Genomic DNA, 23,770 nt, shown 5'->3' with positions numbered 1-23,770 from the left:
GGGAGTCACCATGGACCGATTCCGTATTCCCACCTCGCTTGATGGCCCGATCGTTGGCCTTCTCATCCTCATCGTCTGGGAAACAGGCGTCAGGATTGGGGGCGTGCCGGCCTATCTCCTCCCCCCGCCCTCAGCAATCGCACAGCGTCTTTTCACCGATTGGGACCAGCTTCTCTACCATTTCGCTGCCACCACACTCGAGGTCGTCATCGGCTTCGTCCTCGCGATCGTCGTGAGCATTCCGCTCGCAGCGCTCCTCGCGCAGATCCGGATTTTTGAGCGGATGCTCTATCCCGTGCTGGTCGCCTCGCAGACCATCCCGAAGGTCGCCATCGCGCCGCTGCTCGTCGTGTGGTTCGGCTTCGGCCTGATGCCGAAGGTGCTCATCGCCTTCCTGATCTGCTTCTTCCCGATCGTCGTCGATTCCCTGGTCGGCTTTCGCTCCGCCCCGAAGGAAGTGAGCTGGTTGGCCCGTTCCATGGGCGCCTCGCGCTGGCAGACCTTCGTGAATTTCCAGGTCCCGGCGGCGTTGCCGCATATCTTCGCCGGCGTCAAAGTGGCGAGCACGCTTGCCATCGTCGGGGCCATCGTCGGCGAGTTCGTCGCGGCCGACCGTGGCCTCGGCTACCAGCTGATCGTCGCCAACGGGGCGCTTGACGTCACCTTGTCCTTCACCGTGCTCGTGGTGCTGAGCCTCATGGGCGTCGCCCTGTTCGCACTGGTCGATCGCGTCGAGCGCTGGGCGCTGCCCTGGCATGTGTCGCAGCGCCTGAAGCATGGAGGCAGCCCATGACCGCGGCGGCACTCGCGCTGACCGAGGTCGGCAAGATCTACCGCACGGCAAGCGGGCCGGTGCAGGCGCTGGACGGCATCGATTTTCGCATCGCCGAGGGTGAGTTCCTCTCCATTCTCGGGCCGAGTGGCTGCGGCAAGAGCACGCTGCTGTCGCTTGCCTCGGGCCTCGAGTTCCCGACCTCCGGAACGGTCGAGCAAGCGGGACGGCGCATCGATCGCCCCGTGACCGATATCGGCATCGTCTTCCAGACAGACGTGCTGCTCGACTGGCGGCGGGTTCTCGACAACGTCATGATCCAGCCGCAGATCCGCGGGCTTGATCTGAAAGCTTACGAGCAGAAGGCGCGCGATCTGCTGGCACTCGTCGGCCTCGCCGGCTTCGAGGACAAATACCCGTATGAGCTATCGGGCGGCATGCGCCAGCGCGTGTCCATCTGCCGGGCGCTCATCCACAACCCGCCGCTCCTTCTCATGGACGAGCCCTTCGGCGCGCTCGATGCCCTGACGCGCGAGCAGATGGTGATGGAGCTCCACCAGCTCTGGCTGAGGGAGCGCAAGAGCGTGATGTTCGTCACGCACGATATCCAGGAGGCGATCCTGCTCGCGCAGCGCGTTCTGGTGATGACCCCGCGTCCCGGACGGATCGCGGAGATTGTCGAGGTCGACCTGCCCTTTCCACGCAGGCCCGAGACCATGGAATCGCGACGTTTCGTCGAGATCGTGGCGCATGTGCGCCATCTCTTCGAGCGTCACGGCGTTCTCAAGAAATACTGACAGAGGGGTAAGACCACATGTTTTCCAGGCGTTCATTCATGGCCGGCACCGTTGCTGCCGGCACCTTCGGGTTGACAGGCGGCTTCGCCCGCGCTCAAGGCCTCACCAAGGCGACCGTCCGGCTGGCCTTCAACTACAACGGCCATCGCTCCCCTTATCTCCTCGGCGTGGACAAGGGCTTCTACCGCGAGGAAGGGCTCGATGTGGAGGTCCTGGAAGGCAAGGGCGTCACCTCCTCCATGCAGCTCGTGGCAAGCGGGCAGGACACCTTCACCATCGTCGATCCGCCGTCCCTCATGCTGGGCGCGGCCCAGGGCATGCCGGTGCGCACGGTCGCCCAGATCTACCAGGTGAGCCCCAACGCGCTGATCAGCTGGAAGGACCAGAACATCACCAAGCCGTCCGATCTCGTCGGCAAGGTGGTGGCGACGCTGCAGGGCGACACGACCACCACGATGCTCTATGCGCTCCTCGCCAAGAACAACGTGCAGCGCAATGCCGTGCAGATCGTCGCGTCCGATGGCGGCACCCGCACCCAGACCTTCCTGGCAAAACGCGCGCAGGCCATCACCGGCTTCACGAACGATTCCTATATCGGGCTGGCGGCGACGACGAATAACGAGGTCCAGTGCTTCGCCTATTCGGAATTCGGCATCGACACGATGGGCGACGGCATCGCCGCGCATAAGGACACGATCGCCTCCTCGCCGAAGGTGGTCGCCGGCTTCGTCAAGGCCAGCATCCGCGCCTATCGCTACGCCATCGAGCATCCCGAGGAAGCCGTCGCCGCGCTCATCAAGCGCGCGCCTTCGCTGAAGGCCGAAGTCGAGGTCGCCAAGCTCAAGGCGACCGCGCCCCTGCTGGAGACCCCGGACACCAAGACGCACGGGATCGGCTATTCCAGCAAGCAGCGTTGGGAAGAGGCGCAGACCCTGATGAAGGACTACGGCGGTCTGACGAAGACCGTTGACGACGTCTCGGTCTTCTACACCAACGACTTCCTGCCGAAGATGTGAGACGACAATGACACGCGCAACGCACGACGGTGAGGGTCCGCGCCGGCTGATCGTCGGCATCAGCGGCGCCTCCGGCATCGTCTACGGCGTGCGGGCGCTCGAAATCCTGCGCCGGCTTGGCATCGAGACGCATCTCGTGATGACCCGCTCGGCGCAGATCACGCTCGCCCATGAAATGTCGCTGAAAGTGGCTGAGGTTCATGCCCTGGCGGGTGTCGTCTACAAGGCGGAAGATATCGGCGCGCCGATATCCTCCGGGTCGTTCCGGACGATGGGTATGCTGGTCGCGCCGTGCTCGATCCGCAGCCTGTCGGAAATCGCCAGCGGCGTGACCGCGGGGCTGTTGAGCCGTGCCGCCGACGTCGTCCTCAAGGAACGACGGCGCCTCGTCCTCATGGTTCGCGAGACGCCGCTGCATCTCGGGCATCTGCGCAGCATGACCCAGGTGACTGAGATGGGCGCCATCGTCATGCCGCCTGTACCCGCCTTCTACGCGAAGCCCCGGGATCTCGACGAGATGGTCGCCCATAGCGTCGGCCGGGCGCTCGATCTCTTCGACATCGACACCGGCACCGTTCGCCGCTGGGGCGAGCCGCGCGATCCACGAGGCCCTGATGCTGACCACATCTAGAGCCGGCTAAAGAGGCGGGGCACGGGGCCGCGGACACCAGACCACGCGGCCGTGCCCTGGCCCCCTTACGCTCATTCCGATTCTCCGCCCCAGCTGATCTGTCGTGATCCAGGCGTATTGCGCAGTGCCGCCTGAGGCATACACCAGCCAGCCAACCTCGCCTTGCCGGTAGGTGCCGTCATGCCCAACCCGTGCCGCGGGTCATGGCGCTGGAGCGACATCTTCCTGATCACCGTGACGCGACCTGCGCACCATCAGTTGACCGGCGCGCAAGCCCCGTCGTTGGGCCGCGCGCAAATTCGACACGGTGCGATATTGACCATTATTCCGAGCTGTATAATGATGCGCATACAGAGTTGAACGCGGGTGAGGAGTAGCGGTCTGTCAGGTGATAAGCGCATGAACGGCGCGGACACCGTCGTGGAGATGCTGAAGGCTTGTAAGGTCACCCTCATTTCAGGCCGAGCGGAGACACGCGTCCTCCCCAGACGCGCTTTGCGGGCTCGATCACGACATCTCCCATGTCCCGACACGCCGCCGGGCTCTACACGCCGTCAAGACGTTCCAGAGGGGCGCGCAGGGAACAGCCGCCTTTGACAAGACCGGCGGCAACGCCGGCAACCCGTGAAAGGACATAATAATGACAGCCATAGACAAATCCGGCGCCCGTTCAGCAATCAGCCGCCGCGCGATGCTGGCAGGCGCCGCCGGTGCCGGCTTATCGAGCCTCCTGCCGGGCAGGAGTTCGGCCCAGGCGGCGACGAAGGTCACCCAGTTCATCTGGACAGGCGCGCAGGAGCCGGTTCCCCGTCGTATCGCGGCCGAGTATGTGAAGGCGCATCCGGGCGTCACCATCGACATCATTGCCGGAACGAACGGGGCGACCTATCCCAAGCTCGCCGCTTCGCGCGACATCGACCCCAAGGCGCCGCTCCTCAACCTGGGCTTCTTCAATCTCGATGCCTCCGAGCGCGGCCGGCTTGTCGACATGTGGCTGCCGATCGACCCGGCAACCGTGCCGAACGTGGCTCACATTCTGCCGCAATTCCGGCAGAAGGGGGATCTCGGCGCGTTCTTCTGCATGGATGCCGGCGGGCTCGTCTACAACACGAAATACTTCGGCCAGTCGGTCCCGGATAGCTGGGACGCCCTGTTCGATCCGGCGCTCAAGGGCAAGATTGCGCTGTTTGACGGCTTCTGGCCGGGCAACGGGCTTGTCGTCATCGCGAAACTCCATGGCGGCAGCGAGGATAACATCGAGCCCGCCATCGCCCTGTACGAGAAGGCCGCGCGCGCGGGCCAGTTCCATTCCATGGTGACATCGAACGCCCAAATGCAGCAGCTGCTGGTGTCGGGAGAGGTGGTCCTGGCACCGCATTTCCGGGGCGTCGCCTTGCCCTGGGCCAAGGCGGGCGCGCCCATCGGATATGCGATGCCGCGCGAGGGACAAGTGGCGTTCCCGGAAGGCTTCCAGCTCGTGAACGGCACAAGCGAGACGCAGCTCCCCGTCTGCCGCGACCTCATCAATATCTCGCTGTCGCCCGAGAACGTGCTCGACTACTGCCTGACGGCGGACGTCATCCCCCTCATGGATAACGTCAAGCTGCCCGACAGCGTCGCTGCGGATCCCACCATCCAGCCGAAGGCGATCGCATCCGCCATTCAGCTCGACTACGCCAAGATCGCCGCGAACGGCCCGAAATGGGCGGATATGTGGAACAAGCGCGTGAAGGCGAACATGTAACGCAGCGCGACACGGGTGCCGCTGCGTTTCCCGCGGCGGCATTCCCTTATCCCGGTGAAGGGTCAGGAACAACCAATGGCCGATGTTGTGCTGAAGGCGGTCGAGAAAGTCTTCGGCTCCGAGCGGGTCGTCAAATCCATCGACCTGTCCGTCAATCAGGGCGAATTCTTTTCGCTGCTTGGTCCTTCGGGCTGCGGCAAGACGACGACGCTGCGCATGATCGCCGGGCTGGAAACCCCCACCTCGGGTGACCTCCTCATTCGCGGCGAACGCATGAATGATGTGCCGATCAACCGGCGGCCGACGAATCTCGTGTTCCAGAAACTGGCGCTGTTTCCGCATCTCGACGTATTCGACAACATCGCTTTCGGGCTGAAGCTCAAGGGCCTGCCGCGCCCGGAGATTGCGCGGCGGGTCGATGACATGCTGGATGTGGTCAGCCTCGCGGGGTTCGAGCGCCGCCGTGTCACGGAATTGTCGGGCGGGCAGCAGCAGCGCGTCGCCATCGCGCGGGCGCTGGTCAACGCCCCGGCGGTGCTGCTTCTCGACGAACCGCTTGGCGCGCTCGATCTCAAGCTGCAGCTCCGGCTGCAGCGCGAGTTGAAGAGGATCCAGCGGTCGACAGGCACCACCTTCATCTATGTCACGCATAACCAGGCCGAGGCGCTCACGCTGTCGGACCGGCTGGCGGTGATGAACGAGGGTCGCGTCGAGCAGATCGGCTCGCCGGCCGACATGTACCTTCATTCGGCGACGAGCTTCGTCGCGAGCTTCATCGGGCGCACGAACCTGATCGCGGGCGAGGCCACCTTCGCCGGCGGCGAGGCCCGCGTCACAGATGGGGCTCTGTCGGTCGTCCTCGACGACGCGGACGCCCCCGCGGACAACGGCCGCACGGTCCTTTCGCTGCGGCCCGAGCGCATCGTGATCGCGCCGAAGACGCCGATGGCCAATGGTATCGATGCCACCGTCGCAGAGGTCGAGTTCCTCGGCGCGACGGTGCTCTACCGCATGCGGATCGCCGATGGCCGGATCCTGTTCGTCCAGGCGCTCGCCGATACCCCGCCGCTCGCCGAGGGAACGGCGGTCAGGCTCGGCTGGGGCAAGGATGCCGCCGTGTCGATCCGCAGCACGACGGTCGCGGAGGACGTCGAATGAGCGCCGTCGCGGCGGCTCCCGCCAGCGGACGCAGGCTGTCGCGCGGCGCGCGGCTCGGGCTGCTGCTCGGCCCGGGCTTCATCTGCGTCGTGCTTCCCTTCGTGGCGGCGATGGCGTTGCTGGGGGCCTATTCGCTGAACCTGCGCGATACCACCGGGGCGGGATTGGGCCTGTCGGTCTGGTCGCAATTCCTGGGCGACCCCTTCAACTGGCGTGTCATCTGGAGCAGTGTCCAGCTCGCCGCACTGTCCACGGTCATCACCATTCTCATCGCCTATCCGACGGCCGCCGCCCTCCTGCGCGTGCGCAATCGCTTCTATCTCGTCGTCGCCTATGTGGCACTGTTCTCGCCCCTCCTCGTCAGCGTGATCTCACGTTCCTACGGCTGGCTGCTGCTCTTGTCGGATACCGGGTTCGTCAACCAGACCTTTGGCCTTTTCGGCCTTGGTCCCTATCGCATGGTGTTCAACGAGACGGGCGTCATCATCGCCCTGGTGCATGTGCTCTTGCCCTATGCGGTGCTGCCCATTCTCAACATCATGACCCAAGTGCCGCCGGTCTACCGGGAAGCCGCGCTCGATCTCGGCGCATCCGGCTGGACGGTCTTCCGGCAGGTGACGCTGCCCTTGACATTGCCGGGCGTCATCGTCGCGGCAGAGATCATCTTCGCCTTGTCGATCAGTGCTTTCGTGACGCCGAGCCTGCTCGGCGGGGGGCGTGTGCTGACTTTGTCCCGCATGCTCTATGACAACATCGGATTGATCGAATGGGGCATGGCGGCGGTCCAGGCGATCGTGCTGCTGACAACCGCGCTCGCGGTGCTGTTCGTCCTGGAACGCGTCAACCGCGCCACCCATGCCGCGCGACAGGACTAGACCGATGCAGGAATCCGCCATCAAACGCTGGGCCTTGCACATCTTTCTCGCGGCCACCCTCGCCTTCATGCTCGCGCCCATCCTGATCGTCGTGGTGAACTCGTTCAACGCGAGCGCCTTCAACGCCTGGCCTCCGCATGGCTTCACGCTGGACTGGTACAGGAAGGTGCTCGCCAATCCGGCGTTCCAGCGCGGCACCGTCAACTCACTGATCATCGGCGTGATCTCGACGGCAATCGTCCTCGTCCTCGGCACGCCCATCGCCTATGCGCTCGCGCGGATCAGGCTCCGCGGCGTGACGGGCCTTAAGGCGATTCTCTTTGCACCGCTGATCGTGCCCCGCGTGGCCATCGGCTTTGCGATGTTTGTCCTCTTCGTCGCCCTGGGCACGGCGACGGGCCTCAGGCTCTACGGCACGTTCACCGGCGTCATTCTCGCCCATTGCGTGCTGATGCTGCCCTTCGTGGTCGCCATCCTCACCGTGAGCTTCGGCGAGGTGGACCCGATCGTCGAGGAGGCCGCACGCGATCTCGGCGCCTCCCCGATCGCCGCCTTCAGGCTCGCGGTTCTGCCGCAGATCAAGGGGGCACTGCTTGTCTCCGGCATCTTCGCCTTCATCACGTCGTTCGATGAGGTGGAGACGACGCTCTTCGTGGTCCGGCCCGCCGTGAACACCCTGCCGGTGGAGATGTACCACTTCCTCGAGCAATACCAGGACCCGACGATCGCGGCGCTCTCGACCCTCCTGATCGCCTTCACGTTCTTCATCGCTCTTGCCGTTCCCTTCGCGGTCAAGGGCAATGAGCTGCTTCGCATGATGACCTCAGGCAAACAATGACCCATCGTCCGCGCTACCGCCTCGGTGTCGATATCGGCGGCACCTTCACCGATCTCGCCGTCGTCGAGGAGGACAGCGGGCGGCTCCTGACGTTCAAGACGCCCTCCGTTCCCGCAGATCCGGCGCGGGCGGTGCTCAACGGTATCAATATCCTCAGCCAAGAGCACGGCATTGCGCCCCACGAGATCGACTACTTCGTCCACGGCACGACGCTTGGTCTGAACACGCTGCTGCAGCGCAACGGCGCCACAACCGGTCTTCTCGTCACGCGCGGCTTCCGGGATCTCCTCGAAATCGGGCGCCTGCGCCTCCCCGATCCGACGAATTACTATGTCGAGCGGATCAAGCCGCTCGTCGCACGCCGGCATGTGCGCGAGATCGATGAGCGGCTGCGCGTCGACGGCACGATACTCACCCCGCTCGACCTCGACGCCGCGACCGACGCGGCGCGCGGTCTCATGGCCGAGGGCGTCACATCCGTCGCGATCGTCTTGATGCATGCCTATCGCAACCCCGTGCACGAGAAGCTGCTGGCCGACCATCTGCGCCGCGAACTGCCAGAGCTTTATGTCTGCGCCTCCCACGAGGTCTGGCCCCAGCAGCGCGAATACGAGCGCGGCCTCGTGACCGCCATCAATGCCTTCATCGGCCACCGCATGCGCCGCTATTTCGACCGCCTGCACGACGACATGGCGGAGGTCGGGCTGAAGGCGACGGTGCTGACGACGAAGTCGAACGGCGGCATCATGGCGGCCGCCTCGGCGGCCCGGTCGCCGGTCGAGACGCTCCTGTCGGGGCCGGCCTCGGGCGCCATGGGCGCTCTGATGACCGGCCTCGCCAGCGGCAACCGCAAGCTGATCGGCTTCGACATGGGCGGCACGAGCGTCGATGTCGCGATCATCGACGGCGATATGCTCTATTCCACCGAGAGCCATATCGGCGACTTTCCCCTCATCATGCCGGCGGTCGACATTTCCTCGATCGGCGCCGGCGGCGGCTCCATCGCATGGCTCGACAGCGCCGGCATCCTCAAGGTCGGGCCGCAGAGCGCCGGTGCGATGCCGGGGCCGGCGTCCTACGGCCATGGCGGCGACAAGCCGACCGTGACCGACGCCTATGTGCGGATGGGCCTCTATTCGCCCGGCCGGGTGCTCGGCGGCGGCCTGACGCTCGATCACCAGCGCGCGGAGACGGCGCTCGCCACCCTTGCCGGACCGCTCGGCCTGACGACGGCCGAAGTCGCGCAGAGCATCCTGGACGTGACGACCGCCAACATGTTCGCCCAGTTCATGCCGCTGATGGCGCGCAAGGGGCTCGATCCCCGCGACTTCCGCCTGCTCGCCTATGGCGGTGCGGGGCCGCAGCACGCCTTCCTGCTGGCGCGCGAAATCGGCGTGGAAGCGGTTGTGGTGCCTGCGTCTCCGGGAACCCTCTGTGCCCAGGGCAGCCTCGCCGCCGACCTCCGCCAGGATTTCATCCGCACGATGCCGGCGGGTCATCCCAACGCCCAGGCCCTTGTTGCCGGCTATGACGAACTCGTCGTCGAGGCGTCGCAGTGGCTGGCAAACCAGCCGATCGCGGTCCTTGAGAAGCGTATCCGCCTGTCGGCCGATATGCGCTATCACGGCCAGTCCTTCGACCTGACGGTCCCGCTGGACAGTGACGCATTCGATCCGTCCGGACTGCCGGCCCTGATTGAGGCGTTCCACGCCGCCTATGAGCGGATCTACGGCTTTTCGGATCCTGCCGGGGCGATCGAGATCACGAACGTCCGCGTCACCGTTCTCGGCATCACGCCGAAGGTGCCCCAGCCCGCGCTCACCCGTCACGCGGCGCCGGGGTCATCGCCCGAGGCTGTCCGGCATCTGCCGATCATCGAGAACGGGATAACGGTTCAGGCGGCCTTCTACGACCGGGCGACATTGGCCGCCGGACATCGCATCGACGGCCCCGCGGTCATCGAGGCGCCGGACACAACGATCTACCTGCCGGGCGATTTCACTGCGGAGATCGATGCATTCGGCAATCTGATCGGGCGGCTGCGCGCTCCGGGAGACGAGGCATGAAAACGAGCCCGGTCCAACTCGAGATCTTCCGCAACCGCTTCCAGGCGATCGTCGAGGAAATGGCGTCGGTGACGCTGCGCACCGGCTTCACCGTCTTCGTGAAGGAGACATCCGACTTCGGGGCCTGTCTCGTCGCGCCGTCCGGCGAGGTTCTTGCCGCACCGACCGAGACCTCGGTGAGCCTGATGGTCGGCCTGCCCGGCTGGGAGGCGATCGGCGCCTTCGACGACTACGAGGACGGCGATGTGTGCATCGCCAATGACCCCGACACCACCCGGGGGCTGTCCACCCATCTGCCCGACATATGGGTCTGGCGGCCGATCTTCGTCGATGGCGAAATCATCGCCTTCGCCTTCAACTTCATCCATTCCTCGGATGTCGGCGGGCGCGTGCCCGGCTCCATCACGCCGGTCGCAACCGATGTCTGGCAGGAGGGATTGCGTATTCCTCCCCTGAAGCTCGTGCGCGCCGGCCGCATCAACGACGATATCGTCAAGCTCATCCTGACCAATTGCCGGATTCCCGACCAGAACTGGGGCGACATCAAAGCGGAACTCGCCTCGCTGGCGACGGCCGACCGTCGCGTCAAGGAACTCGCGAAGCGCTATGGCCGTGATGCGGTGCGTCATGGCATCGAGGACTTGCTGGCCAGCGCGGAAGCGCGCGCCCGCAAGATCATCGCCAGCATTCCGGACGGCCGCTACAGTGCGTCCGACTATATGGAGATCGGCGACGGCAACGCCCGGCCCATCCGCATCGCGCTCACCATGGAGGTCCGCGGTGACGAAATCGCGCTCGACTTCACGGGATCCGACATCCAGGTGAAAGCGGCCTTCAACCTGCCGACCTATGGCCAGCCCGGTCACTACATGCTGAGCCTCGCCATCCTGAACTACTTCCGCACGCTCGATCCGGAAATCCCCTACAACTCGGGCCTCACGCGGCCGCTCTCGATGGTGCTGCCGCGCGGCACCATCGTCAATCCGGATCCCGGCCGGGCCTATGGCGTGCGCGCGGCGACCTTCATCCGGGTCATGGACTGCATCATGGCCTGCCTCGGCCAGGCGCTTCCCGCGGTGACGCCCGCCAACAGCGCGGGGGCGATCGCAATCATCCTCGTCTCCAACGTCGATCCGGGCACCGGCCAGCGGCGCATCACGGTCGCCCAGCCGCTGTCGGGCGGCTCCGGCGGCCGGCCGGTCCAGGATGGTATCGACGGGACGAGCTTCACCGGCGGTTGGCTGCGCAATGTGCCCAACGAAGTGCTGGAGGCGGAAATGCCGGTTCTGGTCGAGGAATACGGCTATGCGACCGACAGCGCCGCGCCCGGCCAACGGCGCGGCGGCGCGGGCATCCGCTTCCGCATGCGCAACCTCCAGGCCGGCACCGTCCTGACGGCCCGGGGCCTGGAACGTTTTCGCTTCAATGCGTGGGGGGCGCTCGGCGGGGCGCCCGGTGCCAACACGCGCGTGACGCTCAACCCCGGCGGGGAGGCAAAACCGCTCGGCCAGATCGATCTGGTGGAGCTCGGGCGCAACGACGTCGTGGAATTCGTCTCGCCCACCGGCGGCGGCTATGGCGATCCCTTCCTGCGCGACCCCCAGCATGTCCTTGACGATGTGCTGGACGCCCATATCAGCGCGGACGCCGCCCGGTCGGGCTACGGCGTGGCGATCGACGGCAATGTCGTCGACGCGGCCGCGACCGGGGCTCTGCGCAGCGCGCATCGGCCCACGTCCGGCACCAATAAGGGCGACGCCCGGGCGGACTTCGAGCGCCAGTGGCCGGAGACGGTGCAGCATGACCTGATCATGGCGCTTCTCGCCCTGCCCTCCGCTGTGCGGGATGCGGTGCGTGCCCCCCTTGAAGCCCGCATCCAGGCCAGCCTGCGCGCCGGCGAGATCTGCGGCCGCGCGGAGATCGATGCCATGATCGCAGACATGACGCATGAGGCAATCCAGTGATGAACGCACAGCCCCAGTCCAGACCCTGCGACATGGCACGGTTCCGCAGCTTGATGGAGGCAGCCCGGCTCGACGCGGTCATTGCCTGGGGCGGCGCCAATTTCCACTATGTCACGAGCTTCCAGAACTATTTCGACAATCCCGGCGCATCGCTCGCGCTGATCCCCGCGGATCCCGCGCGGACCAGCATGATCATCGTCGCAAGCTGGGTGGAGGATGCGGCGCGCGCCAACAGCGCCATCCCCGATATCCGGTCGTTCCCGCTCTGGCTCGAAATCGGTGACATCGCAGACATCCGCGCCGGCACCGCGGCACGTGAGCCCAAACCGAGCCCGCGTTTCGATCTTGCCCGCAATATGGCGACGCTGGCCGATGCCGCCATCGAGCGGGGACTGGCTAGCGGGCGCATCGGCATCGAGATGAACCTCGTGTCGGCGGCGGCATTTGCCATGTTGCAAGCCAAACTGCCGAACGCGACCTTCGTCGAATGTTCCAGCGTGTTCACCGATCTGCGCGCGATCAAATCGCCCTTCGAGATCGATTGCATCAGGGAGGCGACGACCTTCGCCGAGGACGGCCTGCGCACGGTGGTGGCGACGCCGCTCGGCGGGCTCGATACCACCGGTCTGAAGATGATCTACGATAGCGCCTGCGCCCGGCGCGCCGCGGCGTTTCCGGATCTCGGCTTCATGGGGACGCGCGTGACCGCCTCCATCGGCGCCGACATTTCGCCGACGATCGCCGCCGGGCCGCGCATCACCGGGAATGAGGCCGTTTTCTTCGACTGCGGCGTCTCGATCCAGGGATACGGTTCCGACACCGGGCGGACCTTGCTCTTCGCGCCACCCACGGACGAGATGCGCCGCATCATGGATGCGATCTGCGCCGGCATGGATGCCGCCATCACCCTCATGCGCCCGGGCGTCGCGATGTGCGACATCTTCCATGCGGGACAGAATGCGGTGCGCCAATCGGGGCTCGATTGGTACACACGCGGCCACATCGGCCACGCCATGGGGTTGGGGCTCGGCGAACAGGCGCCCTATCTTTCCCCCGTCGAAACACGCGTGCTGGAGCCCGGCATGGTCATTGCCCTGGAGACCCCGCTCTATGTAAAGGGTTTGGGAGGCTTTCAGGTGGAGGAATGCTTCGTCATCACGGAGACCGGGCATGACAAGCTGACGAGCTTGCCGCGCGACTTCATGATGGCGACCGTTTGATGCCATGGCGATGAACAACAGACCATTGAGCGAGGTCGCGATGGCCGATGAGGACCAGACGAGCATCGTCGAGCGCGTTTATGCGCAGCTCAGGGAACTCGCCATCCGCTTCGAGCTGTTGCCGGGGGACCGGGTCAATGAGGTCGAGCTTGCGCGCCGTTTCGGCGTAAGCCGCACGCCTCTCCGGGAAGCCCTCAACAGGCTCGTTTCCGACGGCTTTCTCGTCTTTGTGGCCGGCAAGGGCTTTTTTCGGCGGTCCCTCGACGTCAAGGAGGTGTTCGACCTCTACGAGATGCGCCAAAAGCTCGAGATCGCGTTGGCAGAACTGGCCGTGGAGCGCGCCACCGAAGAGCAACTGCAAGAGATCCGCGACTTCCTCGCCGTCAGCCGGAAGGAGGATCCGGCGCGGACGGTCAATGATCTCGTTGCGCTCGATGAGGCCTTCCACGAGCGGATGGCGGCGCTCTCGGGCAATGCCGAGATGCAGCACACCCTGCGGGCCATCAATGCGCGGATCCGCTTCATACGCTGGGTCAACATGGAGCACGGCCGCCGCACGCAGACGCAGAGCGAGCACAGTGCAATCCTCGATGCGGTCGCTGCCAGAAATCCCGCGCTCGCGCGGACGATGCTGCAGGCCCATATCGACGGTCGCCTCGATGAGATCACACGTGCCATCCGCGAAGGCTACGCGATGATCTACATGAACCGGGCGCAGTCCGGGATCGGTGGTCCGAACCGCGCCTAACCCGTCGCGGTCGACCGCGTAACGCCGGCGCCGCTCAGGCCTTCGCGCAGGATGCCAGGAAATCGAGCACGCCGCGCCGCCGGGTGTGCGCGGTGATGGACACGAGTTCGTCAGGCTTGAGCCCGGCGACGACGATCCGGCGCGGAAGGTCGATCAGGCCATCCGCGGGCGTGACGGTGAGGACTGGAGCAGACATACGCATGTCCCGGACGATGACGAGGGGTCAAGGCGAGGAGACCTAGAGGATGCGGTGTTGATATGGAATCCCGCCGTCATTCCGGGGCCTCGCATCAGCGAGGAGCCCGGAAATGACATGGTGGTTCCGGATAAAATCAGCATGCTCTAGAACGCGACCGCCTGGCCGTCCTTACGCGGATCGGAGCCGGCGACATAGGACAACGGCCCGTTACGCAGGATCGCCTGTGCACCGCCAAAGCCGAAGACCGCATCCGGCGTCTCGACCACGACCTCGTGACCACGCTGACGCAGACCCTCGACGAGCGCGGGGTCGAAGCTCGCTTCGACGGACACCGAACGCCCGTGCATGACGCGCCAGCGCGGCGCGTCGGCCGCCGCTTGCGGGTTCTGGCCATAGCGCAGGATACGCAGCGCCATCTGCAGATGCCCCTGCGCCTGCATGGGGCCGCCCATCACGCCGAAGGCCATCAGCGGGTTGCCCCCGTGATCGGTGACGAAGCCCGGGATGATGGTGTGGAAGGGACGCTTGCGCGGTGCAACCACATTGGGATGATCCGGCTTGAGGCTGAACCCCTTGCCGCGGTTCTGCAGGCTGATCCCCGTTCCGGGCACGACAACGCCCGAACCGAAGCCGGCAAAATTGGACTGGATGAACGACACCATGCGACCGGCGGCATCGGCCGTCGCGAGATAGACCGTGCCGCCGGGACGCGGGGTGCCATGTCCGGGATCGCCGGCGCGATTCCGGTCGATCAGGCTAGCCCGCGCGGCGATATAGGCCGGATCGAGCAGGTCCGCGGGCCGCGCCCGCATCGTCTCGATATCGGAGACATGGGCGGCAATATCGACGAGCGCGGATTTGGTCGCCTCGATCGCCAGATGCAGCGTCTCGATGTCGTCGACCGGCTTGTCGCCGATGCCGAGCACGTCAAGAATCGCCAGCCCGATGAGCGTCGCGATGCCCTGCCCGTTCGGCGGGATTTCATGCACCGTCGCGTCGCCGAAGCGCTGCGACACCGTGCCGACCCAGTCGACCTTGTGGGCGGCGAGATCATCCAGGGTCATCGCGCCGCCGTGCGCCGCGCCATGCGCCACCATGCGCCCGGCCAGCTCGCCGCGATAGAAGTCCTCGCCCTTGCTCGCCACAATGGCCTCAAGCGTGCGCGCATGGTCGGGCAGGCGCACGATCTCTCCGGCCTTGGGGACACCGCCCCCGGGCATGAAGGCTTCCGCAAAGCCGGGCTCCTTGCCGAGCCGGCGCGCGCCCAGCCCCCATTGCACGGCAATGATGGGGCTGAGCGGAAAGCCGTCGCGCGCATAGCCGATGGCCGGCGCCGCGATATCCGCGAGCGGCAGGCTTCCAAACCGTTCCCAGAGCGCGATCCAGGCCGAGACGGCGCCCGGCACGGTCACACTGTCCCAGCCCTGTTCCGGCATCTGCTTGAGATGCGCGAAGCGCTCCTGCGTCCAGGCCGCCGGCGCCCGGCCGGACGCGTTGAGGCCGTGCAAATCCTGGCCGTCCCACAGGATGGCGAAGGCATCGCTGCCGATGCCGCAACCGGTCGGCTCGACGACCGTCAGCACCATCGCCGCGGCGATGGCGGCGTCGACGGCATTGCCCCCGCGCGCCAGCATCTGGAGGCCGGCCTGTGCCGCCAGCGGCTGCGACGTGGCGACGACATTGCGGCCGAGGACCGGCGTGCGTTGCGAGGGATATGGAAGGGCGTAGTCCATCAGGCTTCCCTGTTTCCGTGGGACGAGGCGGGCGTGCCGCGCATCAGCGACATGTGGCTGTGGTTGGCCACGAAGGCGTCACCCACCTTGGCACGAACGAACGACACTGTCGCGCGTCCCTGCCGCGGAAACGGCGTGCCATCTTCGCGAAACCCCGTTGAATCGAAGAAGGCAAGGCCAACGGCAAAAAGCTGATCGGGACGTGCGGCTCACCACCATCGTGGACGGATAGGGCAAGCGCGTGCGCGGAACGGGTGCGAAGCTCGTTATCGGCGGGTTGGTCGGCGCATGCAGATCCGCATCACCGGGGGCGACCAGCAGCGCGGCGCGCACCGGCGAATAGGGTCGCGTCGCCGCGTGATGCGCGACCAGGATCACCCCCGAGACTGTGGGCGATCAGCATCGCCTCGTCCACGCCGGACAAGGCCTCGTCGAGACGCGTCAGCCAGCTGTCCCGATCGGGGTTCGTCCAGTCGTCCTGTTCGACGACCACGGCGTCCGGCTCGCGCTCCAGCCAGAGCCGCTGCCAGTGCCCCGCCCCCGAGCCGTGCCAGCCCGGCAACCCCGGCTAAAAGTTCCACGATGAGCCCGAGCAGAGAGCCGACATTGCCATCGCGCGGCAGGAGCGCCGCGACATCAGCCGCCACGGTCGTCGGGCGTCCTGCACGATCGAGGGCGTTGCCGGCCGGCAACTCAACCCCCGTGGCGCGGGCGTTGCGGATATCGGCCATGGTCGCGCTGGCGCTCGCCAGATCGATGACGACGCGGTCGTCGCCCTGTCCCATTGCAAAGGCGATCAGGTTCCTGCCAATCACCGCCATGTTGCCGGGCGGCAACTTCGAGATCGAGCGTCGTATAAATAATCCATGAGAAGGCCGAACGCTTCGTCGCCTTGACCAAGACGGGATCTTGGTTCGCACCGCTCGCAACTGACGGTTGGCAGAGGCGCAGGCGGAATGAGGTCGTCGGACCGACCTTCAATCCCTGGGCGGGGCAGGCCCCATCCAGCCCGTCAACGATCAGTCTTCATCAGATAAATCAGGCGGCCGCATCGGTCGCAGACAGGGTCAAGCAACATCATCGAGCGCTTGGACCTCCTGCGCCTGTTATCGTATCATGGAGCAGATTAAACAGATTGGCCGCGTTGTTCGCTATGAAAGCTTCCACGATTCGGCCCGCGCGCAAGGAGCGCCTGGGCGAAATCATCTACGGGCAGATTCTTGAACAGATTCTCGCCGACAATTATGGCGAGGGCGACAAGCTGCCATCGGAAGCCGAGCTGTCTTTGGCTTTCGAAGTATCGCGGCCGGTGATCCGCGAGGCCTTGATGCGTCTGCAGGCGGATGGGCTTGTCCAGGCCCGCCGGGGGATCGGCACCTTCGTGTCCCATCGTCCATCCAGCCGCCTGCCGGAACTCGTCAGCGCCACCGAGCTCTCCGGCTACCTCAGAACCTTCGAGCCGCGCATCGTGCTGGAGGCGGAAGCCGCGCGTCTTGCTGCCAGCCGGCGGACGAACCACCAGCTCAAGCGCATGCGCGACACGATCGAGGCCCTGCGCGCGGCAATCCAGGGCGGCCATCTGGGGACGGAAGAGGATATCGCCTTCCATGAGGTCATCGCCGAGGCGACCGGCAACGACTATTTTCCGTCGCTGCTGAACGATCTGCGCCGCCCCGTCGTCAGCACCATGGCGATCGGCCTCGAACTCGCCCGCGAGCGCTCCCCGGCCCGGCGCAATCGGGTCGTCGAAGAGCATGGCAAGGTTTTTGATGCCGTTCTCGCCCAGGACGGCGAATGCGCCGCCGCCTATATGCGCCACCATCTCTATCAGGCGCGCGCGGCCGTGACGGACGTGCATCACCTGGAGCGGGAGCCGTTCAATGCCCCCAACCATCCGCTGGATGAGGCTGGTGACGGCTCAGTGCATCACCCAGGAGAGAAACTCGCGCGCACGCGGCGTCCGTGACTGTGTGAAGAATTCTTCCGGCGGTGCGGTCTCGACGATCGCTCCGGCATCCATGAAGACGACGCGATCCGCGATCTTCCGGGCAAAGCCCATTTCATGGGTCACGCAGATCATCGTGGTGCCCTCACTGGCAATCTCGGTCATCGTGTCCAGCACCTCGCCGACCATCTCGGGATCAAGCGCCGAGGTCGGCTCATCGAACAACATCACGTCCGGGCTCATCGCGAGCGCCCGGGCAATCGCGACACGCTGCTGCTGCCCGCCCGAGAGCTGCGCGGGATATTTGTTGATCTGATCCTCGACATGGACGCGCCGGAGATAGGTCTCGGCCACCGCGCGCGCTTCCTCGCGCGTCAGCCCCCTGACGCGCATCGGCGCGATCATGCAGTTCTCGACGGCCGTCATATGGGGGAAAAGGTTGAAATTCTGAAAGACCATGCCCGTACGGCGACGCACGAGATCGATCGACCTGCGGGTATTCGTCAGGGCGATCCCGCACACCGCGAGCTTGCCGCCCTGGTGGAGCTCAAGGCCGTTGAGGCAACGGATCAGGGTGGATTTCCCCGATCCGGATGGCCCGCACAGCACGACCCGTTCGCCGCTCTTCACCTGCAGATCGATGTTCCGCAAAACGTGAAAATCGGAGAAGTATTTGTTGAGGCCGGCGGCCTCGATCATCATCTCGGTCATGCAATGCTCTGCGAATACGCCGTTAGTTGATCTTCGGGTCCAGCGCGCCCGACGCGTAGCGGCGCGCCATATCGGCCATCGGAACGACCTTGATCTTCGATCCCTGCCCCGCCGTATTGAACTCCTCCAGCCGCTGGCGGCACAGCTTGCTGATGGCATCCATGCCGGGCTTCATCATGTTGCGAATGTCGAACTCGCCCGGATCCTCCTGCATAACGCGGCGGATCTGGCCGATCAGCGCCATGCGGTTGTCGGTGTCGATATTGACCTTGCGCACCCCGTGGCGAATGCCGCGCTGGATCTCCTCGATCGGCACGCCCCAGGTCTGCGGGATATTCGCGCCGTATTTGTTCATGATGTCCTGCAATTCCTGCGGAACCGATGAGGACCCGTGCATGACGAGATGCGTATCCGGCAGGCGGCGATGGATCTCCTCCAGACGATCCATGGCCAACACCTCGCCATCCGGCTTGCGCGAGAACTTGTAGGCACCGTGGGAGGTGCCCATGGCGATGGCGAGCGCATCAACCTTGGTTGCCTTCACGAAGGCGACCGCCTGGTCGGGATCCGTCAGCAGCCGCTCGTCGCGGCCATTCTCGAGCTTGCCGAGCACACCGATTTCACCCTCCACCGAAGCGCCCATGAAATGGGCGAAGCGCGAGACCGAGGCGGTGACGCGGACGTTGTAGTCGAAATCGGAGGCTGTCTTGCCGTCCTCCTGCAGCGAGCCGTCCATCATCACGGAGGTGAATTTGCGCTGCAAAGCCGTCGCGCAGGTCGCTTCGCTGTTGCCGTGATCCTGGTGGATGCAGAGCGGCACATGCGGGTACATCTTGATGAGCGCCTCGAACAGATGCTCGATCATGATGTCACCGGCATAGGCGCGGGCCTTGGTGCCGACCTGCAGAATGACGGGCGCGTCGACGGCATCGGCCGCCGCCATCACGGCCAGCATCTGCTCCATATTGGTCACGCTGAAGGCAGGTACGCCGTAGTGATGCTCTGCGGCGTGATCAAGCAATTGGCGGAGCGTGATGCGGGACATGGGAAGAAACCTTTCGAGAGGAGCGGCGGAGCCATCTCCGCCGCAGGAATCAATCAGAAGCGCGGCAGGTTCTCGTTGACGATACCGAGCCATTCCTTCTGCGCGGCCTGGATCTCACCCGCGTTCCAGAGCAGCATCACCTCGGTATTGAGCCACTGCAGCAGATCGAATTCGCCACGGCGCACGCCGATGCCCATGGGTGACTGGCGCACGGCGAACTTGCGCTGGAAGTCCTGCGTCTGCTTGTTGATGGCATTGGCGGCCGCGACGCCGGAGACGATGGCATCGACCTGGCCGGAGAAGAGCGCCTGGTTGGTCGCGGCATCATCATCGAAGCGCTGGATATTGGTGCCCTTGACGGCCTTCTCGGTGATGATCGTGTCGTTCGTCGTCGAGCGCGTCACACCGACCCGCTTGCCGACGAGGTCCTCGAGCTTGGTGATGTTGGACTTCGCCGGGGCGATGACCATCTGCTCGTCGACATAGATGGCGTTGGAATACATCACCGCCTTCGCACGCTCGGCCGTGATGCCGAAGGACGAGACGAGGATGTCCACCTTGCCGCTCGTCAGGTTGGGAATGCGCGCCTGCGACACCTGGTCGACGATCTCGAGCTCGACGCCGAGGTCGCGCGCCAGCAGCTTGGCAATCGCCACGTCGAAGCCCGCCGGCTTCAGGTTGGCATCGGTCATGCCATAGGGCGGCGTCGACAGCGAGATGCCGACGATCAGCTTGCCGCGCTTGATGATGTCGTCGAAGGCCTTGCCGGTCGCGTCCGCAGCCTGCGCCACACCTGCAGCGAACCCCGTCATCATCACCGCGACGGCACCGACAGCGGCCGCCTTTTTGAGATAACCACCAATCACAGACATGCCCATTGCATTCCTCCTGGAATTACTTTGTTTGGGTACCAAGGCGCCGCTCGAGATAGCGGCTGAGAAGGGTAAGCGGAAAACACACGACGAAGTAGAAGGTCGCCGCCGTCAAATAGACGTCGAGCGGCTTAAAGGTCGCATTGCTGACGATCTGCGACGTACGCGTGAGTTCGACGATGCCGACGACAGAGGCCAGCGAGGTGTTCTTGATCAATTGGACAAAGAACCCGACCGTCGGCGGTGTCGCGATGCGGATGGCCTGCGGGACGATGATGAAGCGCATCGCATCCGCATAGCTGAGGCCAAGCGCATGCGACCCTTCACGCTGTCCATGCGGCACAGATTCGATCGCACCGCGCCAGATTTCGCCGAGAAAGGCCGCCGCGTAGAAGGAGAAGGCCACCGCGATCGCGACGACAGGCGCGACATCGATGCCGATCCAGCGTGCCCCGAAATAGGCGATGAACAAGGTGACGAGGAGCGGTGTGCCCTGCACCACGAAGATGTAGAGGCGCGCAGCGTTGCGAAGGAGCGGATTATGCGCCACCCGCACGAGGGCAAGGATCGATCCGGCGATCGAGCCACCGACGAGCGCGATCGCGGCAAGCCAGATGGTCGTGCCGAGCCCGCCCAGCATGAAGAACACATGGTTCCAGGTGTAAGGCTGAAACATCTCAGCGACCGATGAACTTGTAGCTGAAAGCCCATCGCTCGATACCGAGCATCAGGCCCCGCAGAACAGCAACGAGCGCCACATAGATGACGGCGATGACGAGATAGATCTCCATGTTGCGCAGGGTCATGCCCTGGATGTCGTTGCCGACGCCCGTAAGCTCCGGCACGGAGATCGCGGAGACGACGCTGGATGACAGCAGCAGGAGAATGAACTGGGCGGAGAGCGAGGGGAAAACCGCCGCCAGCGCCGGCTTGAGAACGACATGCCGGAACGTGCGATAGCCGGACAGTCCCAACGCCCTCGCCGCCTCGATCTGTCCCGTGTTGATGCCCTCGATGCCGGCCCGCACGATCTCGCTGATATAGGCCCCGCCATAGACAGACATCGCGGTGATCGCCGCGGTGATGGGATCGAGCCGCAGACCGAGAGCCGGCAAACCAAAATAGATCAGGAAGACCTGCACGATGAACGGCGTGTTGCGGATCGCCTCGATATAGGCCAGCACCACGATGCGCAGCAGCCGATTGCCGCTGAGCGTCAAACAGGCGGATAGCACGCCGATGACAAGACCGATCACCATGGAGGCCAGCGAAATCTGCGCAGTCAGCAGCAGGCCCTTGGCGAGCAGATCGCCTCTGGCCAGGACACCGCTGAAATCGAGATAATCCACTCCTCGTCCTCCCGGATGCGGGTCCGCGATGCCCGCTCCTTGATCTTGGCTGGCACTCTAGGTGTCCAGCCAACTTGTCGTCAATAAATATTACATGTCGAGAGCGGGTCGCCGCCGTAAGCCGCCACGAAATCGCGACCGTGCGGGCTCATCTCTACCCCATCCGCCCAGCATGCGTGCTTGTCCCAAGGCGTGGCCAGGCGATCCGTCAGCGCATTGAGGCGTTCCATGACATCGGATTGGGCGAGGGTTTCGTCCATCGCCTTCATATCGGGAAAATGCCGGAAAGCATCGGCCCAGATTGCACGCCCGGCAAGATACCCGTTCGCGCCCGAGCGATAGGCATAGGTGAGCAGGCGCATGAAATCGGCCGGGCTGGCGCCCCCGCTGAGCAGCACCCATGGCCGCTTGATCCCGCGAGCCAGCCTGTCGAAGGTTGCCTGCACCGCGGCGCCCTGGGGTCCATCGGGATCGGGGACGTCGTGAACCGCGACAGGCGGCTCAAGCTTGTAGAGATCGACCCCGGCAGGGTCCATCACGTCGCTATCGGCAAGCGCCTCGAGAACGAGCGCGACGCGCCGGTCGGCAAAGGCTTCAGCGCTTTCCCCCGGGAAGGGGTAGACGAGGAACTCCAGAACGAAGGCGATGTCATGGGCCGCGCAGGCACGTTTCACGCCCTCGAGATAAGCGATCTGATGGGCACGGACGTCGGCGCTGACATCGGACCGGAACCACAGATTGACCTTCACCGCATCGCCGCCGATGCGGCGAATGACGCCCGGATCCCAGCCGGGAACGCTGCGTGACTTGCGGCCGGTCTCGGTCACCTCCCACACCGCCCATTCGCTGCCGATGACGAGGCCGGTCCGCGCGGGAATGTCATTGATCGCGGCGGCGTAGCCAAAGGGAGGATCAAGCAGCACCGCCGAGGCGTGCGGCGCAAGGTAGCGCGCGAGGCTGGCCTTCACCCTTGCGACATCGGCATAGGGGGCGTGATCGAGACCGCGCTTGTCCTTGATCGGATTGACGATGGGACCGGTCTGGTCCATCGCCAGCATCTTGAAGCGGCCGCTGTCATCGGCGAGGCGCCGGAGGCCCCAAAGCTTGCCGGGCGAGATCTTCATGGCACACCTTTCATCAAGAGGGCATCGACCGCCGCACGATCGGGAATGCTCTCCCAACCGCTGCCGCGCGCGCATTTGAGCGCCGCGGTGGCACTGGCCAGCCGTGCGGCGCCTTCAACATCGAGCCCCTCGGCCAGGCCAAGCGCGTAGGCGCCGTGGAAAATGTCCCCTGCCCCATTTGTATCGACGGCCTTCACCGGAAAGGCCGGGACGTGACGCGGGCGTTCGCCATCGAACCACCAGAAACCCTTCTCGCCAATCGTCACCGCGACCACGCCGCGGCAAAGCTGCGACGCATGGCGAAGCCCCTGTTCGATATCACCGCTTCCGGACAGCCGCTCCAGGCAGGCAGCCGAGAAGACGATATGATCCGGCAGGGCAAGCAGTTGCATGACCGCGTCCATGTCGCCCACATCGGCATCGAGGACCGTCGTGATCCCGCGTTCGCGCGCCTCCTGGAACACCGCGGCCGCCCCCTGCCACCAACTGTAGTCGGCCATAATGGCATCGACGCCGGCAAGGTCGTCGAGGGGCAGCCAGCCGGCGTCATCGGAAAGGTCCCGGCCGATAAAGCCAAAGGCCATCCGCTCCCCGTCCGGTGACACGAGGACGGTGCCGATGGGGCTCACGCCACCTTCAATACGGCGAACATGGTCGGTACGGACCCCCACGACGCCAAGGCGCGCGAGAATATCATCGCCTGCCGCATCCCGTCCGAGACGTCCCCAGTATTGGGTATCGGCCCCAAGCCGTGCCGTCGCATAGGCGGCCGTCGCAGCGATGCCACCGCCGGTGCGCAAGACGTTGTTGGCCCGGAATTTACAGGGCTCTGTCGGAAGGCGCGGCAGATAGACGATCGTATCCAGAAAAGCATTTCCTAGAGTGACGATACGTTTTGTGGCCATCGCGCTTCTTCCCACAACATTTCACGGCCGCTCGCAGAGATCGGGCCGTCCGTGTTAG

Annotated in this window: 25 protein-coding genes and 1 pseudogene; 14 read left to right on the top strand and 12 right to left on the bottom strand. The window is 65.0% G+C overall.

Annotation, left to right across the window (positions count from 1 at the left end; genetic code table 11):
• Positions 1 to 10 precede the first annotated feature (10 nt).
• The 12 genes from C7450_RS07190 (at position 11) to C7450_RS07135 (ending at position 13,829) form a co-directional block, all read left to right on the top strand.
• Positions 11 to 793, top strand: coding sequence for an ABC transporter permease (locus C7450_RS07190; RefSeq protein WP_110373710.1), 783 nt, complete (start codon positions 11 to 13; stop codon positions 791 to 793).
• Positions 790 to 1,569 (top strand): ABC transporter ATP-binding protein, encoded by a 780-nt coding sequence (locus tag C7450_RS07185; RefSeq protein WP_110373709.1) that lies wholly within the window; start codon positions 790 to 792, stop codon positions 1,567 to 1,569. The genes C7450_RS07190 and C7450_RS07185 overlap by 4 nt, the downstream gene beginning before the upstream one ends.
• A 38-nt stretch (positions 1,570 to 1,607) precedes the next feature.
• Positions 1,608 to 2,585 (top strand): ABC transporter substrate-binding protein, encoded by a 978-nt coding sequence (locus C7450_RS07180; RefSeq protein WP_170147116.1) that lies wholly within the window; start codon positions 1,608 to 1,610, stop codon positions 2,583 to 2,585.
• Between the two features lie 7 nt (positions 2,586 to 2,592).
• Positions 2,593 to 3,216: a UbiX family flavin prenyltransferase gene (locus tag C7450_RS07175; protein WP_110373707.1), complete on the top strand. Its 624-nt coding sequence runs from the start codon at positions 2,593 to 2,595 to the stop codon at positions 3,214 to 3,216.
• A 640-nt stretch (positions 3,217 to 3,856) separates the two neighbouring features.
• The gene (locus tag C7450_RS07170; RefSeq protein ID WP_110373706.1) at positions 3,857 to 4,960 is read left to right on the top strand and encodes an ABC transporter substrate-binding protein; all 1,104 of its coding nucleotides are present in this window, start codon (positions 3,857 to 3,859) and stop codon (positions 4,958 to 4,960) included.
• A 75-nt stretch (positions 4,961 to 5,035) separates the two neighbouring features.
• A complete protein-coding gene (locus tag C7450_RS07165; RefSeq protein ID WP_110373705.1) occupies positions 5,036 to 6,118 on the top strand; it encodes an ABC transporter ATP-binding protein in 1,083 nt (360 codons plus the stop codon).
• Positions 6,115 to 6,993, top strand: coding sequence for an ABC transporter permease (locus tag C7450_RS07160; protein WP_110373704.1), 879 nt, complete (start codon positions 6,115 to 6,117; stop codon positions 6,991 to 6,993). Before C7450_RS07165 ends, C7450_RS07160 begins: the two co-directional genes overlap by 4 nt.
• 4 nt (positions 6,994 to 6,997) lie before the next feature.
• Positions 6,998 to 7,831: an ABC transporter permease gene (locus C7450_RS07155; protein ID WP_170147115.1), complete on the top strand. Its 834-nt coding sequence runs from the start codon at positions 6,998 to 7,000 to the stop codon at positions 7,829 to 7,831.
• Entirely contained in the window at positions 7,828 to 9,897 is a 2,070-nt protein-coding gene (locus C7450_RS07150) for a hydantoinase/oxoprolinase family protein (protein ID WP_110373702.1), read from the top strand. Before C7450_RS07155 ends, C7450_RS07150 begins: the two co-directional genes overlap by 4 nt.
• Positions 9,894 to 11,861, top strand: a complete 1,968-nt coding sequence (locus C7450_RS07145; protein ID WP_110373701.1) for a hydantoinase B/oxoprolinase family protein — start codon at positions 9,894 to 9,896, stop codon at positions 11,859 to 11,861. The genes C7450_RS07150 and C7450_RS07145 overlap by 4 nt, the downstream gene beginning before the upstream one ends.
• A complete protein-coding gene (locus C7450_RS07140) occupies positions 11,861 to 13,081 on the top strand; it encodes a M24 family metallopeptidase (protein ID WP_110373700.1) in 1,221 nt (406 codons plus the stop codon). The genes C7450_RS07145 and C7450_RS07140 overlap by 1 nt, the downstream gene beginning before the upstream one ends.
• A 10-nt stretch (positions 13,082 to 13,091) precedes the next feature.
• On the top strand, positions 13,092 to 13,829 hold the full coding sequence (locus tag C7450_RS07135; protein WP_210206387.1) for a GntR family transcriptional regulator: 738 nt from the start codon (positions 13,092 to 13,094) through the stop codon (positions 13,827 to 13,829).
• Positions 13,830 to 13,863: 34 nt separating this feature from the next.
• On the opposite strand, the gene C7450_RS33875 is transcribed toward C7450_RS07135, so the two are convergent.
• The 5 genes and pseudogenes from C7450_RS33875 to C7450_RS34450 all read right to left on the bottom strand — a co-directional run.
• Positions 13,864 to 14,025, bottom strand: coding sequence for a hypothetical protein (locus C7450_RS33875; RefSeq protein ID WP_170147114.1), 162 nt, complete (start codon positions 14,023 to 14,025; stop codon positions 13,864 to 13,866).
• A 146-nt stretch (positions 14,026 to 14,171) separates the two neighbouring features.
• Complete coding sequence (locus C7450_RS07130) at positions 14,172 to 15,761, bottom strand: gamma-glutamyltransferase family protein (protein WP_110373699.1); 1,590 nt, start codon at positions 15,759 to 15,761, stop codon at positions 14,172 to 14,174.
• Between the two features lie 78 nt (positions 15,762 to 15,839).
• Positions 15,840 to 16,094 carry an alpha/beta hydrolase gene (locus C7450_RS35055; RefSeq protein WP_425351156.1) on the bottom strand — a complete coding sequence of 85 codons (255 nt, stop codon included), beginning with the start codon at positions 16,092 to 16,094 and terminating at the stop codon, positions 15,840 to 15,842.
• Positions 16,063 to 16,323 carry an RBBP9/YdeN family alpha/beta hydrolase gene (locus C7450_RS34455; RefSeq protein ID WP_245449525.1) on the bottom strand — a complete coding sequence of 87 codons (261 nt, stop codon included), beginning with the start codon at positions 16,321 to 16,323 and terminating at the stop codon, positions 16,063 to 16,065. Before C7450_RS34455 ends, C7450_RS35055 begins: the two co-directional genes overlap by 32 nt.
• A gap of 37 nt (positions 16,324 to 16,360) precedes the next feature.
• Positions 16,361 to 16,546 (bottom strand): annotated as a pseudogene (locus C7450_RS34450) (Ldh family oxidoreductase); the annotation flags it as partial.
• On the opposite strand from C7450_RS34450, the gene C7450_RS34445 reads away from it, so the two are divergent.
• Positions 16,491 to 16,631 carry a hypothetical protein gene (locus C7450_RS34445; protein WP_245449523.1) on the top strand — a complete coding sequence of 47 codons (141 nt, stop codon included), beginning with the start codon at positions 16,491 to 16,493 and terminating at the stop codon, positions 16,629 to 16,631. The pseudogene C7450_RS34450 and the gene C7450_RS34445 sit on opposite strands and share 56 nt — an antisense overlap.
• A 283-nt stretch (positions 16,632 to 16,914) precedes the next feature.
• Positions 16,915 to 17,727, top strand: a complete 813-nt coding sequence (locus tag C7450_RS07110; RefSeq protein ID WP_110373696.1) for a FadR/GntR family transcriptional regulator — start codon at positions 16,915 to 16,917, stop codon at positions 17,725 to 17,727.
• Here C7450_RS07110 and C7450_RS07105 read toward each other — a convergent pair.
• From C7450_RS07105 to C7450_RS07075, 7 genes are all read right to left on the bottom strand, one after another.
• Entirely contained in the window at positions 17,680 to 18,417 is a 738-nt protein-coding gene (locus C7450_RS07105; protein ID WP_110373695.1) for an amino acid ABC transporter ATP-binding protein, read from the bottom strand. The two genes, C7450_RS07110 and C7450_RS07105, sit on opposite strands and share 48 nt — an antisense overlap.
• Before the next feature lie 22 nt (positions 18,418 to 18,439).
• The gene (gene fba / locus C7450_RS07100; RefSeq protein WP_110373694.1) at positions 18,440 to 19,462 is read right to left on the bottom strand and encodes a class II fructose-bisphosphate aldolase; all 1,023 of its coding nucleotides are present in this window, start codon (positions 19,460 to 19,462) and stop codon (positions 18,440 to 18,442) included.
• A gap of 53 nt (positions 19,463 to 19,515) precedes the next feature.
• Entirely contained in the window at positions 19,516 to 20,340 is an 825-nt protein-coding gene (locus tag C7450_RS07095) for a transporter substrate-binding domain-containing protein (protein WP_110373693.1), read from the bottom strand.
• Between the two features lie 16 nt (positions 20,341 to 20,356).
• On the bottom strand, positions 20,357 to 21,010 hold the full coding sequence (locus C7450_RS07090) for an amino acid ABC transporter permease (protein WP_110373692.1): 654 nt from the start codon (positions 21,008 to 21,010) through the stop codon (positions 20,357 to 20,359).
• Position 21,011: 1 nt separating this feature from the next.
• Complete coding sequence (locus C7450_RS07085) at positions 21,012 to 21,683, bottom strand: amino acid ABC transporter permease (protein ID WP_110373691.1); 672 nt, start codon at positions 21,681 to 21,683, stop codon at positions 21,012 to 21,014.
• Between the two features lie 80 nt (positions 21,684 to 21,763).
• Complete coding sequence (locus C7450_RS07080; protein ID WP_170147113.1) at positions 21,764 to 22,807, bottom strand: tagatose 1,6-diphosphate aldolase; 1,044 nt, start codon at positions 22,805 to 22,807, stop codon at positions 21,764 to 21,766.
• A complete protein-coding gene (locus C7450_RS07075; protein ID WP_110373794.1) occupies positions 22,804 to 23,712 on the bottom strand; it encodes a PfkB family carbohydrate kinase in 909 nt (302 codons plus the stop codon). Before C7450_RS07075 ends, C7450_RS07080 begins: the two co-directional genes overlap by 4 nt.
• Between the last annotated feature and the right edge of the window lie 58 nt (positions 23,713 to 23,770).

Source organism: Chelatococcus asaccharovorans (assembly GCF_003201475.1).
Taxonomy (GTDB): Bacteria; Pseudomonadota; Alphaproteobacteria; order Rhizobiales; family Beijerinckiaceae; genus Chelatococcus; species Chelatococcus asaccharovorans.
The sequence above is the reverse complement of the archived record's forward strand: the minus strand, read 5'-3'. Positions and strand labels throughout refer to the sequence as shown.